The following is a 17,457-nucleotide window of genomic DNA, read 5'->3' on the forward strand; positions in this document are numbered from 1 at the left end:
AAACATTAGATACTGATATGATCGGCATATCGGCAAAGGAATACAGCTCATGAATACCAAACCACGTCTTATCGTTACCCTGATTAAGATCATCAGCTTAACCATGGCGGCGACGAGCATTCCAGCGCTCGCTGCGACCAGCTACGCCGATCAAGTAGCAGGGGGGAGCTTTGGTACTTCTGCCAATAATAGCAGTCAAAACCAAAACCGTAACAACATTAATGTGGCCACTCAAGCCTTTGCAGGCGGAGTGCCGGGTCAAGGCACCGCGCAAGAAGCGGTCGCGGCATCAAGCTTGCCTAGTCAATCGGTCATTAACACCACGCGCCCTTATCAAGAGATCAATACGCAAGATCAGATGTTTGGTGAGCAGTTATTCCGCGGCGCTTTTTCGACCACTTCTGGTTCGACCTTTAACGGCAGCTACGTCATCAACCCCGGCGATAATGTACAGGTGCGAATGTGGGGCGCTTATCAGTTTGCCTCCACCATGACGGTTGATCCGCAAGGAAATATATTTTTGCCAAACGTTGGGCCTGTGCGCATCTCAGGCGTCCAAAATGGCAATCTACAAAACGTAGTCAAAAGCGCAGTTAGCCGTATTTATCGCTCTAATGTCGGCGTTTATGCCTCGTTAGAGCAAGCGCAGCCAGTCAAGGTTTTTGTGACTGGTTTTGTCAAGCAGCCAGGCTACTATGGCGGGCTGGCGGCTGATTCGGTATTGTCTTATCTCGACCGAGCAGGCGGGGTTGATCCTACCCGTGGGAGCTACATCGATATTCAGATCAAACGTGATGGCCAGCTACTGCAACAAGTCAATCTTTATGACTTTTTGTTAGCGGGTAAATTGCAGCCTTTTGCCTTTCGTGATGGTGATGTGATTACGGTGGCGCCGCAGAAAAAAACTTTTGAAGTTGGCGGCCAAGTCCAGAACGAATATACCTTTGAGTTTGATGTCAATAACTTAACGATTGGTGATGTACTGCAGGTGGCTAATCCAGCAGCCAATGCCACTAACGTTAGTATTACCCGTAGCGCTGGTCGAGCGCAGACCGCGGAGTATTACAGTCTGAGCGAGGCGCAAAACGTGCCAGTCTACAATGGCGATCAAATGGTTGTGACCTCAGATCGCTACGCCGGCACTATTGCGGTACAGATTCAAGGCGCGCATACCGGTAATGGCGCGATGGTTGTGCCTTATGGCGCGCGGCTAAAAGATATTCTGCCGCAAATACAGCCCAGTCCACTAGCGCAACTGACTGATCTGACCATCTATCGCCAGTCTGTAGTCGAGCAACAAAAACGCATGATCAATGAGTCTCTTGATCGCCTAGAGCAGTTGACCTTAGCGACGCAGTCTACCACTCGTGAAGAGGCGGCGCTGCGCCAAGATGATGCTACTTTGGTGAAAGAGTTTGTGGCAAAAGCGCGTCAAGTACAGCCAACGGGTCAGATCGTCGTTGTACCGAACTCTTGGCAGGATATTATCCTGCAACAAGGCGATATCATTGAGATACCCGCGCAAACCTCTGTCATCACCGTCAATGGCCAGGTACGAGCGCAAGGGGCATTGACTTTCAATCCTGATTATACCGTAGGGGACTACATCGCTAATTCAGGTGGCTTTGATGACAATGCGGATACCAAAGAGATCTTAGTCATCCATCAAAATGGAGCCAATGAAGTGGTCAATAGCGCTTATCGTATTCAGCAGGGCGATGAAATTATGGTACTACCTAAAGTAAAAACCAAACGGGTAGAGATTACGCGCGGTTTATCACAAATCGTCTATCAGTTAGCAATCGCTGCCAAGGTAGTCTTAGATTTATAACAGCGGCTTAATAAGGGCTTAGGATTTGGCAGCTATGTGAGCTTTAGAGAGTAGGGTATAAGACGTTATAACAGAATAGGTAGGATAAAATGGCAAAAAAGATAGCGAATAATAAGCAAGTACAAGCTGAAATGACTGAGCTTACCTCGCTATCTGATGATGTTTTGCAGCCATTCAATAACTCTACTGTTACGCCAAGATTTGCGGTGATAGGTAAAGGCATTAAGCGTAATAACCTGCTATTACCGCATATCCTGCAAGCTGACATTCAGCGTTGGTATCCTTGGTCGCGCATAGGATCAAAGATTCAGAAAGCTCTAAAATTAGGCACTACGCATCCTGATAAGCCCGACGCTTTTATCGGTTGGGGCCATAAAAAAAGCTACCAACGTGCCAATAAGGCGGCCAAGCGTCAGCAGCTCACGACCTTGAGTGTCGAAGATGGGCTTTTGCGCTCTCTACAATCTGGTATTGATAGTCGTCAGGCATTGAGCGTGGTAGTCGATGATTTGGGGATATATTTTGACTTAAACCATCAGTCACGCCTTGAGCAGCTCATCTTGCAACGCACGCACATACCAGCAAGCTTGGCGCAAGCTACAGCCGAGAACTTACGCGCTGAGCGGTTAATGGCGCGTATCATTGATGAGCAGTTAAGTAAGTACAACGCGGTGATAGCGTGTCCCTCACTAGATAAAATCATTGCCGAAGACAATAGTTCTAACAGCAGCGCACTAACCTCACATGTGCTCTTAATCGATCAAGTGCAGGGCGATGCTTCTATCAAAGGCGCGGGGGCAGATAAAAAGCAATTCAAACGTATGCTAAAAGCGGCCTACCGCAACCACCCTAACGCTCATATTTGGATAAAAGCCCATCCTGCGAGCAGTAAAGGTTATCTAACTTCCTTAAAGCTACCCAAGAATGTCCGAGTACTTAAGCAAGCGCTCAATCCTATAGCGTTATTAGCGCAAATCGATCACGTCTATACGGTCAGCTCACATATGGGCTTTGAAGCTTTGATGTTAGGCAAGTCAGTGCATTGTTTTGGTGTCAGCTGGTACAGTGGTTGGGGCTTAACTGAGGATACGGGCGCGCCTCAGCCGCTATTAAATAAGGCAATTTTGCGGCGACAACAGCGATCTGAGAGTTTCAGACCGGCGCCAGAGAGTAAAAACCCAACGAAGCTCTCCTTTTATCAGCGCGGCAAAAATAGACTGTCGCTAATGAAGAAAAAGCCAACAGCGGTTATCGAGTCAAGTTTAGCCACTTTATTTTATAGCGCTTATATCGACTACAGCTATTATGCCGATCCGGTGACCAAACAAGCTTGCGATATTGATAACGCGATCGATTGGCTAGTGACTAATCGGTATTGGTCCTTACGCCTTGAGGGCAATCTGACGGTTTATGAGTTTAGCCGCTGGAAACTACCTTTTGTTAGAGCTTTTATTGATTTGCCGCGCACCTCGTTGTTTGTTAAGCCTAAGCCTAGATTAAAAAACTTGCTGCATCCCGACCATTTTCGTGCAGACTACCGACAACCTTTGCTGGTTTGGGGCTTAGCTAAGCGTCAGCAGCTAGAGAGCAAGCTAAAAAACAGCAAGCTAAAAAGAGGCCAGTCTAAAAGTCACTCCCGCAACTCCGATTCAGATAAGCTTGATTTATCTACCGCTACGCCGCCTATTTATACCATGGAAGACGGCTTTATCCGCTCTAATGGCTTAGGAGCGACTTTATTAGCACCTTTATCAGTAGTGGTAGATAAACGTGGTATCTATTACGATGCTACCCAGCCGTCTGATTTAGAAATATTACTACGCGATTGTCAGCCTTTAAGCGATAAACAGTTACAACGAATCGAGCAGCTTCGCGACAAGCTATTGACTCAGCGCGTCAGTAAATACAATGTCGGCACGCGTGCTACTGATAATCAAAATAATAACACCCTTGCTAAAAGCAATAATGAAATCAGCGGCAATTCAAAAATATCATGGCTGAGCGCGGCGCAAGCAACCAATAAGACTCGCCTTTTAATCGTCGGTCAAGTCGAAGACGATCTGTCAGTACAGTATTGCGGCTCAGCAATCAAAACCAATAGCGATTTGATCGAACGCGTCCGCCAAGATCATCCTGATGCTTATCTGATTTATAAGCCGCACCCTGATGTCGAAGTTGGCCTACGCAGCGGTCAAGTAGCAGCTAAGATATTGCAGCAAGTAGACGCTGTTGCACATGATACCGCGATGCCTGACTGCTTAGCACAGGTAGATGAGGTGCATACTATTAGCTCTTTAACTGGGTTTGAGGCGCTATTACGTGATTTGACAGTCATTTGTTATGGTCTGCCTTTTTACGCCGGCTGGGGACTCACTGTCGATGTCGATGCAGATCTGCCCCCAAAAGCGCTGTATATGCAGCGCCGTCAACGCAGCACGCCCTTGACGCTTGAGCAACTAATACAGTGCACCTTGATAGCGTACCCTTTATACCGCTTACCGGAGGGGTATGGCTTAGCTCAGGTAGAGCAAGTGATTGATTATTTGTATCCTTCAAGCGCTTCTGATAGTGCTACTTCCTCAGAGAGCGGTGCGGCTCAGCCTTCGTTATCTATCGCTAAATCTAAGCTGGCTCAGAAGATACAGTCAGTAAAACGGCAAGCGGCTACTCGCTTTATGCAGCAGCGCCATCAGCTAAAACAGCTTTTACAAAAGCCAAATAAATAAAGAGTAGCATGTTTTTCAGCTCGTTTAAGTTTGCTTTTAAACAATATCTAATCAATCAGTTGAGCCACTATTTGTAAATCCATTATAACAAGCAGGGGTTTTTTAGGTATAATTCGACTGTAGATTGAACTTTTCTACACTTTTAAGCTGATTTTATAACTTCTGTTATCTTTATTTAACCTCTTTTACTAACGGTAATAAAATTATGGCAGCATCGATGCATCACCTGCTCACCCATCGACACGTTTTATTATTACAAGGAAAGATGGGCGGGTTTTTCAATCGCTTTGCTACCTTTTTAAAGAGCCAAGGTATTGCCGTCAGCAAGATAAATTTTAATGCAGGTGATGCTTTTTTTTATCGACAAGATCAGGCTTATGATTATACTGGCACCTTGGCGCAGTTCTCCTCTTGGCTACAGTCCTTTATTGCCGAGCATTCGATTGATGCTATTGTTTGTTTTGGAGATTGCCGTCCACATCATACGCAAGCGGCGTGCTTGGGCGAGCAGTTGGGTATATCCTTTTTCGTTTTTGAAGAAGGCTATTTGCGCCCTGACTATATTACTTTACAAGAGCATGGCATCAATGGCTATTCGCGTCTCAATATTGCCGATATCAAAGCCCTGAAAAAAGCCAACGATCATCCTTTATATACCCATAATCGCTTTTATCGGTTGAGTATTGCCGCTATCGTTTATTATGTTGTGACACGACTGTATAAGTCACGCTATCCACATTATTCTCATTATCGTGGCATGACCGCTTGGCAAGAAGCTATCGCTTGGCTAAAAGCGCCATGGCGTAAATTTCGAGACTATTTGCCAGATAAGCGTCTGCAGCAGCAGCTAGTGACCCAAGCGGATAAAAACTTTTTTTTAGTCAGCTTACAAGTCCACAATGATTCACAAATCACCCATCATAGTAGCTATCGCGATGTCGTGCAGTTTATTGAAAGTACTCTAGCAAGCTTTGCCGCTTATGCCGATAAGTCTCAGTGGCTAGTGTTCAAACATCATCCATTAGACCGTGGTCATCGTGATTATCGCGAGCTCGTCCAAAAATTAGCTGCACGGTATCAGCTTGAATCGCGAGTGTTTTACGGCTGTGATATGCATTTGCCTACGCTGATGAAGCATAGCATCGGTATGGTCACTATCAATAGCACCACAGGCTTACAATCGGTTTATCATAAAAAACCAACCAAAGTGATGGGACGCGCTATTTATGACACTCCGAAGCTTACGGATGCAAAACCGCTTGATGCTTTTTGGCAACAACCTAAGGCGCCAGATAATGAGTTTTATCTGCGCTTTCGCGAGTATTTAATTGAGCAGACCCAGCTAAATGGCTCGTTTTATGGTAAATCGCCTTGGATGTATAAGTTTTTGCAGCATCCAGAACATAGCGACGTTGAGATTGAAGCTAGCAAATAATGTGACTAGCCAAGATTAAAAGTGTCAGTTAGTACGCTTACCGCTTTAAAGTACTGAAGTTTTACATCGTCATGATAAATGTCTCAGCCATCAAAGCAGCGCTCAAAAAACTAGCCCTGCGTTTGTCTTGGTTATCCTCGCCTTTATCTTGAGTTATAAATCAATTGCTTGCCAACGAAATCGCCTTACTTTATAGCCAAAAACTGCTAGAATACGCACACAAGCTTCTCTTTAGTTCTCAGTAAATATATTAATGCAATTTAGAATAAACACTTAGAGTAAACATAGTGTTACTGGGATGACCACTAGCAAGACAAGTTTTAATCAATATACTCTATCACCTCTTATTTAGTAGGCGCTTTGTGACTGCATTAGCCAATATTCGTAATTTTTCTATCATTGCCCACATTGATCATGGCAAGTCGACTCTTGCTGATCGTTTTATCCAGATGTGCGGTGCGCTGCAAGATCGTGAGATGCAGGCACAAGTGCTTGACTCTATGGACATCGAGCGTGAGCGCGGTATCACGATTAAAGCGCAGTCGGTAACGCTATATTATGACCATCCTAATGGTGAGCGTTATCAGCTGAACTTTATCGATACGCCAGGTCACGTCGATTTTTCTTATGAAGTATCACGCTCATTAGCGGCTTGTGAAGGCGCACTGTTAGTCGTTGACGCGGCTCAAGGTGTTGAGGCGCAGTCGGTTGCTAATTGTTATACCGCAGTCGATCAGGGCCTAGAGGTAATGGCGGTGCTCAATAAGATTGATCTGCCACAAGTAGAGCCTGAGCGCGTCATCCAAGAGATTGAAGATATTATCGGTATCGATGCCGTTGATGCGCCGCGCGTCTCAGCAAAATCCGGCCTTGGAGTCGATAATCTACTCGAGGCGTTAGTAGAGTTTATACCGCCGCCGACAGGCGATCGTGAAGCGCCGTTACAGGCGCTAATTATTGACTCTTGGTTTGATAGTTATTTGGGCGTGGTGTCATTAGTCAGAGTCCGTGAAGGCACAGTGCGTAAGGGAGATAAGATTTATATCAAATCGACTCAAGAGGCACATCCGGTCAGCTCAATTGGTGTGTTTACACCTAAGCCTTTAGATACCGGTATTTTAGAAGCGGGTGAGGTAGGCTTTATCATAGCTGGTATTAAAGATATTGCCGGCGCGCCAGTAGGGGATACCATTACTCATGCAAAAACGCCTGATGTCGACCGTATTCCTGGATTTAAGCAAATTACCCCGCAGGTCTATTCTGGGATGTTTCCAGTAGATTCTAATGATTTTGAAAAATTCCGTGAAGCATTGCAAAAGCTGCAAATTAATGACGCTTCATTGTTTTTTGAGCCGGATACTTCTGATGCGTTAGGTTTTGGTTTTCGCTGTGGCTTTTTAGGTATGCTGCACATGGAGATCATCCAAGAGCGCCTTGAGCGCGAATATGACTTAGATCTGATTACCACCGCGCCTTCTGTTATCTATGAGATAGAAAAGAAAGATGGCGAGGTTATCTATGTTGATAACCCTTCAAAACTTCCTGAACCCAATAATATCGAAGAGTTCCGTGAGCCGATAGCGCGCTGTCAGATCTTAGTACCGCAAGACTACTTAGGTAACGTTATGACGCTGTGTATTGAGCGCCGAGGCGTGCAGGTCGATATGCGCTTTATGGGTAAGCAAGTCCAGCTGATATTTGATATTCCAATGGCCGAGGTGGTCATGGATTTCTTTGATCGTCTCAAGTCAGTATCGCGCGGCTTTGCTTCACTAGATTATAACTTTGAGCGTTATCAAGTCGATAAGTTAGTCAAAGTTGATGTGCTCATTAACGGCGATAAAGTCGATGCGCTAGCGATGATTGTTCATCAGGATCAAGCGCGTTTCCGTGGTAATCAGCTAGTGACTAAGATGAAAGAGCTAATCCCGCGGCAGATGTTCGATGTCGCTATTCAAGCCGCGATTGGCAGTCAGATTATCGGCCGTAGTACGGTCAAAGCTATGCGTAAAGATGTCTTGGCTAAGTGTTACGGCGGGGACGTATCGCGTAAGAAAAAGCTATTATCTAAGCAAAAAGCGGGTAAAAAGCGTATGAAGCAAGTAGGTAACGTGGAGATTCCACAAGAAGCTTTCTTAGCGGTATTACAGGTCGATAGTTAATAGTCGACAAATCGTAAACGATACCGATAGTTTTATATTAGGATAATTACGGTCTTAGACCGATTTTAAGCATGAGTCACTTTTTGATAGCTCAAGGGCACTTTGATGGATTTTGATTTTAACTTAATTTTAGTGCCACTAACTCTAGGTTTAGGGCTGATTTGGCTATTAGATAAACTGGCTTTGAAGCAGCGAAAAACGCGTGGCCCCGGCCAAGAAAATCTACTAGTGCGCTGGGCCTATGATTTTTTTCCAGTATTGGCAGTAGTATTGATCGTGCGCTCGTTTTTGATTGAGCCTTTTAATATTCCATCCTCTTCTATGGTGCCGACGCTATATACCGGCGACTTTATCGCGGTAAATAAGTTCGCTTATGGCGTGCGCTTGCCATTAACTTATAGTAAAGTCATTGATACAGGTGATCCTGAACATGGCGATGTCGCTGTGTTTCGTTATCCTGAAAATCCAAGTGTACATTATATCAAGCGCGTTATTGGCCTGCCAGGTGATACGGTCAGTTATGATAATGGTACCCTTGCCATCAATGGCACAGATGTAAAGACTGAGTCTGTTGACTATGCTGCCAATCCTGAATTGACCTCACAGCTGTATTCAGCGGGCCAGATTGCTCCAGGTCAAGCGCTGTCTGACGCTGAAGCCATGAGAATGGGACAGTTAGAAGAAGAGCAAGCGGAGTATTTCAAAGAAACTCAAGGTGAGCATGAACACATGGTTCGCTACTTAAAAGGCATGAATAGCTCACAATATGCGCCTTTTTTACAGCAGCAAGCGTCAGAGGTGGTGAGCTCAGCTGGCACTCAGTGGAGCATCACGGTTCCTGAAAATGAGTATTTTGTTATGGGCGATAATCGTGACCGTAGCTTAGATGGCCGTTTTTGGGGGTTTGTTCCCGACGAGAACTTAGCCGGTAAAGCCGTCTATATTTGGATGCATAAAGCGCCCGGCCTAAGTATGCCAACTTTTGATCGCAATGGTTCGATCGACTAATGATACCAGCTTACCCATCTTACATAGGAAGCGTAAGGATGAAGCAAAACAGTTTATCTGCACAGCGCGGCGCTAGTGTGACTAGTATTATTTTATTATTAATCGTTATTGTTATTGCAGGTAAGCTGACGATAGCTATCGTGCCGGCACAAGTGGGCGATTATCAATTGACAGAGCTATTAGCGACTCAGTTGAAAGAGGCCAATGCTAATAACGAGACGTCTAGCCAATATATTGAACGAGTCAACAGACAACTCAATATCAACGCTTACTACGACACTGCGGCCCAAGATATCTTTACGTTTACTAATAAAAAAACAGGACAATTGGCGATTTATAAAAATTACCAAGAAACCAATAACTTTTTTGCGAACGTCGATATCGTCAATCGCTTTGAAGGTGATATCGATGCGACGTCAGCAGAATAAACAATGACTAAGCTGCTATATTAATACGATAAAAGGATAGCCAAAAGCCACGCATGAAATCAAATCCACCGCAGCATAAAGCAAAGCCCGTGCCTGTTAGTCACAAAAAAAGCACTGCTACTGACGCGCTAATATTAACCCCGAGTTTTATTCAGGGCTTAGAGGTGCTGACTCGCAAGCTGGGGTATGTTTTTAATGATCTAAGCTTACCCAAGCTGGCTTTGACCCATCGCTCTTTTGATAGTAAAACAAACTATGAACGCTTAGAGTTCTTAGGGGATGCGCTGCTCGGGATGATCGTTGGCGAAGCTTTATATCATCGTTACCCTACGCAAAATGAAGGGCGCTTGACGCGTATGCGCGCGACTTTGGTCCGCCAAGAATCGCTAGTCATCATAGCGCAAAATCTTGAGCTGTCGAACCATCTCATATTAGGTGTGGGCGAGCGCAAGGGTGGCGGTCGTAACCGTGCTTCTATTTTAGCCGACGCGGTAGAGTCGTTGATTGGCGCGATATATCTCGATAGTCAAGATATTAACATTACCCGTAATTGCGTGTTGGCTTGGTATGGTGAGCTGATAGAAAACGTCAATGAGCAAAAAGTGCTAAAAGACGCCAAAAGCCGCCTACAAGAATGGCTGCAATCTAAGCAGTTTGAGCTTCCGGTTTATGAGTTAATAGAAACTCGCGGTAATGCCCCGCATCAGATTTTTGTCGTTCGCTGCCAGGTGAATATCAGTCAATGTCCTGATGTGACTGAGTCTGGCGAGAGTCGCCGTATCGCGGAACAAAAAGCGGCTGAGCTGATGATCAATCAGTTGCACAAACTCCCTAATGCCATAAAAAAACGCCCTTAAGATTAGCCTCATCCTTTTATAACTATCATTAAAATATCAATACTTTTACTATAAAAGCCATTACTTTAACCTTAAAGATAAAGCCAATAATATGAGCCAAAACAACGAAACTGAGCCAAATATCGAAACCAACTCACCTAAAGGTAGTAGAAGAATAGGCAAGTCCTTAGTGGCTGTGCAACCAGAAACGGCTAATGATGCGCCTGACAACAGTGCCCAGACACTAAGTACTACTGATAATGACGACGCAATCGATAGCTTTTTTTCAGCAGATAGTAATCATGACGTCGCAGAGAATTTTAAAGCTGGTTATGTAGCTATTGTTGGACGTCCAAACGTAGGCAAGTCGACGCTGATGAACCATCTTTTGGGTCAAAAGCTCTCTATTACGTCACGCAAACCGCAAACGACTCGCCACCGTATCCATGGTATTTTGAGCACCAATGAGATGCAGGCGGTGTTCGTGGACACACCCGGTATTCATCATAATGAAGTGCGCGCGATCAATGAGCGCATGAATAAAGCGGCATTATCAGCACTAGTCGATGTGGATTTAGTGCTGTTTGTCGTCGATTCAGACCAGTGGCGTGAAGATGATTTATTGACCTTACAAAAATTAGGTGAAACCGACCTAACCGTTGTGCTTATTATTAATAAAGCTGACACTCTAAAAGATAAGGGTGTGATGTTGCCATTGATCGAAACGTTCAATGAAAGCTTCGATTTTGCTGATATCGTGCCGGTTTCTGCTTTAAAGAGTCAAAATCTCGACCGCTTGCAAGAAGTTATCGCCTCACATTTACCCGTTGCAGATCCTATTTATGACCTTGAACAAATCACCGATCGCTCAGAGCGCTTCTTAGCCAGTGAAATCATCCGTGAAAAAATAATGCGTAGTGCCGGTGACGAAGTGCCTTATGATCTGACGGTACAAATTGACGGCTTTAAAGACGAAGCGGCGCATAAAGATCCTAAAACCGGGCGTCCACGCAAGGCTATGACCTTTATCGATGCGACCATCTTTGTGGAGCGCAGTGGTCAAAAAGTCATCGTCATCGGCGAAAAAGGTCAGCGAATTAAACAAGTCGGTATAGATGCTCGTAAAGATATGGAGCTGCTGTTTGGCAAAAAAGTCATGCTAACACTATGGGTCAAAGTTAAACGCGGTTGGTCTGATGATGAGCGTGCTCTGAATAGCCTAGGGTACTAATAAAAGCTGCCACTCAAGCAACACTCTAATTGACGCTGAGGTAATAATAAATGCGCAATGAAGCATTAGTTGGTTATTTATTACATCAGCGCTCTTACCAAGAAAAACGCGCGATCTACTATCTCTTTTCTCAGCAGCATGGAGTGGTGCATGGTATTGGTAAAAAGGGCGCGCCGCTATTTGAGCCACTACAACTGTTTGCCACCGGCAAGCGCGATCTAAAAACCTTTACCCAAATCACTATCAGCCAGTTCGATAGCCCGCAAGAGAATGAGCAACACGCTATTCAAACAGACCGCTCATCAGCCGCAAGTCATAACCAACGTTATGGTCAAATCCGTGGCCAACAGCAGTACGCGGCTTTATATCTCAACGAGATATTATGGAAGCTACTTCCTAGTGAAGATCCTATGCCAGTGTTATGGCAGCACTATCAAGATAGCTTAAATTTGCTCAAACAGCCATTAACAGCTGATGAGCTACGCCTATGCCTACGCCAATTTGAGCAGCACTTATTTAAAGAGTTAGGCTTTGCGCTAAGCTTAACTGAGGATAGTAGCTTAGAGGCTATCGATTCAGATATGACTTACCGGTTTTTAGCCGATACCGGCTTTATGCCAGTGATAGCAGAAGCATCAGCAGACCTTTCTTCAGCAGCAGCAGCTTTATTCAGTGGCCAAGAGATACTGTCAATGACTCAGCTTGGTATCGTAAGCGCGACTCTGAACTCATGGTCGCGCCTACATCGTCAGCTTATCGATCAGCTGCTTGACTACCAGCCGCTACAAAGCCGTCTGCTTTGGCAGCAGCAACAGCGTTATCAATAGCGATTCTTGAATCACTCAAACGATAAATGACTAACAGCCAGTCGGATGAGCGGCATCGGGTTTGTATTTAACGATACCGCCTTGATTAAAAGATATTTGATACTTGCTTTGGTTGTAGCTAGAGGTAGGACAGTATTTGATATGACCAAAAAATCCACGAGGTTTACCGCTATCTCCCCAAAACTTAATGTAATGCCGATTACCTGCTCGCAGTTGTAGCCGTGCATATCTAGGAGACAATCGCTGTTGCTCTAATAGCTCATCAGTAGAAACGTCGAAGTGCTGATTATCATTGTGATCAAAGAACAGCAGTATCGCCTTATTGCTATTTTTATGACAACGACCCGCTGAATCTGATAAACAAATAATTAAATTTTGCCGTCTCAGATAGCTCTCCGCTTTTGCAGTAGCCAACATAGAGCTTATGCCATATCTGATTCGCTTAGATTCCATGCTAGCTAATTGGCTTAATATAGACGGTGCGGCAATGATGGCTAGTATCGCTAAAATACAAACCGTCACGACAAGCTCTACTAATGTAAAACCCTCGTTACGTCTAAACCGGGCTGGATGTTGATGTTGATGAATAGTGCAATTAAGAGTAAACGCGATAAACAATATATAAATAAATATTGTTACAAGCGAATATATAAACAGCGGATAATTTAAAGATAGCATGATTTTTACCGCCCTAGGCTAATCGATAATGGAATGCGGTCTACAGAAGATCCTAAATAATCAAGTACAACCTAAAGCACTTTACTGGTATAAATTTTCTTTGCGTGCTGTGTCTCTAATAGCTGCACAAAATTTATTACTGAATAAATAAATTTTATTTTGGCAAAAATATCAATACCAACAAGTGAAATAATGTTCATAGTTATATATAAGCAGAATATAGCCCAACTGTCAAAAAATGTTTCAATTAGTGAATCGAGGGTTTTATGGATAGAGAAAAGCATAAGGATGTACTAGAATGCTTAGATACAACAAACAAAGAAGTTGATATTCTTTAGGTAGGTTTAGTAACCATAAGTCTAAAGTCAAAAACAAAAAGACTTGGGTTAGGTTAGTTAGTATCAGGAATGTATCTAGAATTTGTTCTAATTACCCTATTATCATGTAATAATGTGTAGCTGCCTGATAAAAAAAGTTGTAAACTGAATTAATAATCGCTAAGCTACTTCCTAATTACTTTTGTTGTATAATGACACATTCGTGATAGGTGTGTATTTAACATATCTTAGGAAGTGGTATTACTTGATTTATCACTTAAATTATCCTTTGGAGGAAGCCCATGAAATTGAATAAAATCGCTCTGGCTCTTGTTGCTGTAGCAGCTACGCCACTAGTAGCTAACGCTGGCGTTACTATCAGCCCACTATTACTAGGTTATCATTTCACTGAAGATTTCAGTGATACTGCTGATAAACAACGTGAAATTTTACGTACTGGTAAAAACTTATACCAAGACGCTGATGGTAATGACTTTGGTGGTGACAACCGTGGTAACAACAACGGCGGCGTTGCTAAAGAAAGCGGCCTATATACTGGTGCAGCTTTAGGTATCGAGCTGACTCCTTCTACTCAGTTCCAAGTAGAGTACGGTGTTTCTAACACTAACGGCGAAGCTTCTGAAAGATCAGCTGATGCTGGTGTTAACCGCTTTGACGTTGAGCAAGAAATGATCTCTGGTAACTTCCTAGTTGGTCTAGAAGAGTTCACTGGTTACACTGAAAACGCATTTAAACCATACATGCTAATCGGTGCTGGTCAATCTAAGATCGAAGTAGAAAACCAAGAAGCTTATGATTCTAATATTGATGTAGATGCTAATGGTGATGCAGTAAGAGTTAATGCTGGTACTGAAGTTGCTAGCTCTAAAGATACTATCGGTAACTTAGGTCTAGGTGCTATGTACCGCATCAATGACGCTATCAGCTTACGTGGTGAAGCTCGTGCTATTCATAACTTCGATAACAACTGGTGGGAAGGCATGGCCTTAGCTGGTTTAGAAGTTGTACTAGGTGGTCACTTGAAGCCTACCGTAGCAGTACCACCAGTAGTAGAGCCTGACGTTTATGTACCACCAGTAGTCGTTGTAGAAGAAGACGTAGACTCTGATGGTGATGGCGTTGTTGACTCACTAGACGCTTGCCCAGGTACACCAATGAACGTCGTCGTTGACGAACGTGGTTGCCCAATCCCAGTAGACATTACTGACGAATTGAAAATGGAGCTACGCGTATTCTTTGATAACGATAAGTCTACTATCAAATCACAATATCAGCCTGAAATCGCTAAAGTAGCTGAGAAGATGCGCGAGTATCCTAACTCTACTGCCCGTGTTGAAGGTCATGCTTCAAAAACTGGTCCATCAGCACGTTACAACCAACGTCTGTCTGAAGCCCGTGCTGTAGCAGTTAAGTCTATGTTGACTAACGAGTTCGGTATCGCGCCAAACCGTCTATCAACTGTAGGTTATGGTTATGACCAGCCTATCGCTGATAACGATACTGAAGAAGGCCGCGCTATGAACCGTCGTGTTTATGCCATCATCACTGGTGACAAAACAATGACTGTAGAACAAACTAAAGACATGGTTGTTCAGTAAGCACTAGCTTAGTAAGCCTTAAATTGATACTTTAATTTTTACACAAAAAAGCCACCTTCAAGGTGGCTTTTTTTGTTCCATAAAAAGTAATGATATAAATAACTTATTGCAAAAAAGTGTTTGCATTAATGTTATACTAGCCGCCCAAACATTTTGCAAATGGACAAATCATCTATCATTACTGATATTTAGTAATAGATTTGTCACTATCAGCACTTTACGCGGTAAGCCTTACGCCAAAAAGATCTTTATGATTCTGAATGTATTATTCAGTGCTCTAAATTGAAAATTATGGCGTCTATGCCTCTAATTAATCGTATGCAAATGACGATTGACTACTATCTTCGTAAAGCTTTTGCTAAATTGGTAAATAAAATTTATCCAGTAGTAGATACTGCTACTGCATTTTCTTAAGACAAAACGAGCATTTTATATGGCGAACGATATTAAACACTTGCGTAATATTGCAATCATTGCCCACGTTGACCACGGTAAAACCACTTTGGTTGATAAATTATTACATCAATCAGGTACTTTTGGCGATCGTGCTAACATTGCCGAACGCGCGATGGACTCTGGTGATATCGAGCAAGAGCGTGGCATCACCATTTTAGCTAAAAATACAGCGATTAGATGGACAGATAGCTCTGACGATACTGAATATCGTATTAACATTGTCGACACCCCAGGTCACGCCGATTTTGGCGGTGAAGTCGAACGCGTCATGTCGATGGTTGATTGTGTACTGTTAGTCGTAGATGCCGTTGACGGTCCTATGCCACAAACTCGCTTTGTCACGCAAAAGGCGTTTGAACAAGGCCTAAAACCTATTGTCGTTATCAATAAGATTGACCGTCCAGGCGCGCGTCCTGATTGGGTTATGGATCAGATTTTTGATCTTTTTGATAATCTTGGTGCGACCGATGAGCAGTTGGACTTCCCGGTTGTGTATGCTTCAGCGTTAAACGGTATTGCTGGTCTTGAGGCCGATAATTTAGCGGAAGATATGACGCCTTTATTTAAAACTATCGTTGATGTGGTACAGCCGCCACAAGTGGATGCCGATGCCCCATTTCGTATGCAAATATCTAGCCTCGATTATAATAGCTTCGTAGGCGTCATCGGTATTGGACGTATTCAACGTGGTAAAGTGACTACCAATACCCAAGTTACGGTTATCGATAAAAACGGTAACAAGCGTAATGGTCGTATCCTCAAGATCATGGGCTATCATGGCCTTGATCGTATTGAAGTAGAGAGTGCTCAAGCTGGTGATATTATTTGTATTACCGGTATCGATGCGCTAAATATCTCTGATACTATCTGTGATCCGAATCATGTTGAAGCGCTACCGGCATTGACCGTAGATGAGCCAACCGTTTCGATGAACTTCCAAGTTAATAACTCACCGTTCGCAGGTCGCGAAGGTAAGTTTGTGACTTCGCGTAATATTCGTGAGCGTCTAGAGCGTGAACTGATTCATAATGTTGCTCTGCGTGTAGAAGATACCGAATCTCCTGATAAGTTTAAAGTATCAGGCCGTGGTGAGCTACATTTGTCAGTATTGATCGAAAACATGCGCCGTGAAGGGTTTGAAATGGGCGTATCAGGTCCAGAGGTTATCGTCAAAGAAGTCGATGGTAAGCTACAAGAGCCTTATGAAAACGTTGTTTTCGATATCGAGGAAGAGCATCAAGGCGCTATCATGGAGCAGGTTGGCTTACGTAAAGGTGAGATGACGAACATGGAGCTAGATGGTAAAGGTCGTATGCGTATCGAAGCGACAGTACCCGCTCGTGGTTTGATTGGTTTCCGTTCTGAATTTTTAACCCTGACCTCAGGAACGGGTATCATGACTTCAAGCTTCTCACATTATGGTCCACAAAAGATCGGTGATGTCGGCGGTCGTACTAACGGCGTGTTAGTTTCAATGGCTAACGGTACTTGTTTAGGCTTCGCTCTCTTTAATTTACAAAAGCGTGGTAAGTTATTTGCAGAGCCTCAGCTTGAAGTTTATGAAGGTATGATCGTAGGTCTAAACTCGCGTAACGATGACATGGCGGTGAATCCTACGACGGCTAAGCAGCTGACCAACGTACGTGCTAGTGGTACCGATGAGGCCTTGACCTTGACGCCAGCGATCAAGTTTACGCTTGAGCAAGCACTTGAGTTTATTCAAGATGACGAATTAGTTGAAGTCACGCCAAAAGCGATTCGCCTACGTAAGCGTTATTTGACTGAAAATGAGCGTAAGCGTCACGGTCGTAAGAAAAATGCTTAACTCTTGATTTGACTTCGTTTCAGAATGAGAAAAGGCTAACCTGAGGTTAGCCTTTTTTTGTGCTAAAAATTTGTAATA

The 17,457-nt window shown here is 43.8% G+C and carries 12 protein-coding genes; 11 read left to right on the top strand and 1 reads right to left on the bottom strand.

What is annotated here, in order from left to right; translation table 11 throughout:
* Positions 1-49: 49 nt before the first annotated feature.
* From ACTXGJ_RS02850 to recO, 9 genes are all read left to right on the top strand, one after another.
* Entirely contained in the window at positions 50-1,831 is a 1,782-nt protein-coding gene (locus ACTXGJ_RS02850) for a polysaccharide biosynthesis/export family protein (RefSeq protein ID WP_443565050.1), read from the top strand.
* Positions 1,832-1,920: 89 nt separating this feature from the next.
* Positions 1,921-4,557, top strand: coding sequence for a capsular polysaccharide biosynthesis protein (locus tag ACTXGJ_RS02855; RefSeq protein ID WP_443565051.1), 2,637 nt, complete (start codon positions 1,921-1,923; stop codon positions 4,555-4,557).
* Between the two features lie 205 nt (positions 4,558-4,762).
* Entirely contained in the window at positions 4,763-5,992 is a 1,230-nt protein-coding gene (locus ACTXGJ_RS02860) for a capsule biosynthesis protein (protein ID WP_439240005.1), read from the top strand.
* Between the two features lie 362 nt (positions 5,993-6,354).
* Complete coding sequence (gene lepA / locus ACTXGJ_RS02865; protein ID WP_439240002.1) at positions 6,355-8,154, top strand: translation elongation factor 4; 1,800 nt, start codon at positions 6,355-6,357, stop codon at positions 8,152-8,154.
* 105 nt (positions 8,155-8,259) lie between these two features.
* Positions 8,260-9,162 carry a signal peptidase I gene (gene lepB, locus ACTXGJ_RS02870; RefSeq protein WP_443565052.1) on the top strand — a complete coding sequence of 301 codons (903 nt, stop codon included), beginning with the start codon at positions 8,260-8,262 and terminating at the stop codon, positions 9,160-9,162.
* A gap of 38 nt (positions 9,163-9,200) precedes the next feature.
* On the top strand, positions 9,201-9,590 hold the full coding sequence (locus ACTXGJ_RS02875; RefSeq protein WP_439239998.1) for a DUF4845 domain-containing protein: 390 nt from the start codon (positions 9,201-9,203) through the stop codon (positions 9,588-9,590).
* Positions 9,591-9,643: 53 nt separating this feature from the next.
* Positions 9,644-10,447: a ribonuclease III gene (gene rnc, locus ACTXGJ_RS02880; protein WP_443565054.1), complete on the top strand. Its 804-nt coding sequence runs from the start codon at positions 9,644-9,646 to the stop codon at positions 10,445-10,447.
* 169 nt (positions 10,448-10,616) lie between these two features.
* Positions 10,617-11,657 (top strand): GTPase Era, encoded by a 1,041-nt coding sequence (gene era / locus ACTXGJ_RS02885; protein WP_443565085.1) that lies wholly within the window; start codon positions 10,617-10,619, stop codon positions 11,655-11,657.
* A gap of 50 nt (positions 11,658-11,707) precedes the next feature.
* Entirely contained in the window at positions 11,708-12,484 is a 777-nt protein-coding gene (recO, locus tag ACTXGJ_RS02890) for a DNA repair protein RecO (RefSeq protein WP_443565055.1), read from the top strand.
* A 30-nt stretch (positions 12,485-12,514) separates the two neighbouring features.
* On the opposite strand, the gene ACTXGJ_RS02895 is transcribed toward recO, so the two are convergent.
* Positions 12,515-13,162, bottom strand: a complete 648-nt coding sequence (locus tag ACTXGJ_RS02895; protein ID WP_443565056.1) for a pilus assembly FimT family protein — start codon at positions 13,160-13,162, stop codon at positions 12,515-12,517.
* A 619-nt stretch (positions 13,163-13,781) separates the two neighbouring features.
* On the opposite strand from ACTXGJ_RS02895, the gene ACTXGJ_RS02900 reads away from it, so the two are divergent.
* Positions 13,782-15,098 (top strand): OmpA family protein, encoded by a 1,317-nt coding sequence (locus ACTXGJ_RS02900; protein WP_443565057.1) that lies wholly within the window; start codon positions 13,782-13,784, stop codon positions 15,096-15,098.
* A 433-nt stretch (positions 15,099-15,531) separates the two neighbouring features.
* A complete protein-coding gene (typA, locus tag ACTXGJ_RS02905; protein WP_443565058.1) occupies positions 15,532-17,379 on the top strand; it encodes a translational GTPase TypA in 1,848 nt (615 codons plus the stop codon).
* Positions 17,380-17,457: the final 78 nt, after the last annotated feature.

This window comes from Psychrobacter sp. 1Y11 (assembly GCF_052259045.1).
Taxonomy (GTDB): domain Bacteria; phylum Pseudomonadota; class Gammaproteobacteria; order Pseudomonadales; family Moraxellaceae; genus Psychrobacter.

What these genes read in the sequence shown, in the direction of transcription:
- recO (WP_443565055.1), top strand. Translation starts at nt 11,708, where the DNA reads ATGCGCAATGAAGCATTAGTTGGTTATTTATTACATCAGCGCTCTTAC.
- ACTXGJ_RS02900 (WP_443565057.1), top strand. Translation starts at nt 13,782, where the DNA reads ATGAAATTGAATAAAATCGCTCTGGCTCTTGTTGCTGTAGCAGCTACG.
- lepB (WP_443565052.1), top strand. Translation starts at nt 8,260, where the DNA reads ATGGATTTTGATTTTAACTTAATTTTAGTGCCACTAACTCTAGGTTTA.
- ACTXGJ_RS02855 (WP_443565051.1), top strand. Translation starts at nt 1,921, where the DNA reads ATGGCAAAAAAGATAGCGAATAATAAGCAAGTACAAGCTGAAATGACT.
- typA (WP_443565058.1), top strand. Translation starts at nt 15,532, where the DNA reads ATGGCGAACGATATTAAACACTTGCGTAATATTGCAATCATTGCCCAC.
- ACTXGJ_RS02895 (WP_443565056.1), bottom strand. Translation starts at nt 13,162, where the DNA reads ATGCTATCTTTAAATTATCCGCTGTTTATATATTCGCTTGTAACAATA.
- ACTXGJ_RS02850 (WP_443565050.1), top strand. Translation starts at nt 50, where the DNA reads ATGAATACCAAACCACGTCTTATCGTTACCCTGATTAAGATCATCAGC.
- rnc (WP_443565054.1), top strand. Translation starts at nt 9,644, where the DNA reads ATGAAATCAAATCCACCGCAGCATAAAGCAAAGCCCGTGCCTGTTAGT.
- ACTXGJ_RS02860 (WP_439240005.1), top strand. Translation starts at nt 4,763, where the DNA reads ATGGCAGCATCGATGCATCACCTGCTCACCCATCGACACGTTTTATTA.
- ACTXGJ_RS02875 (WP_439239998.1), top strand. Translation starts at nt 9,201, where the DNA reads ATGAAGCAAAACAGTTTATCTGCACAGCGCGGCGCTAGTGTGACTAGT.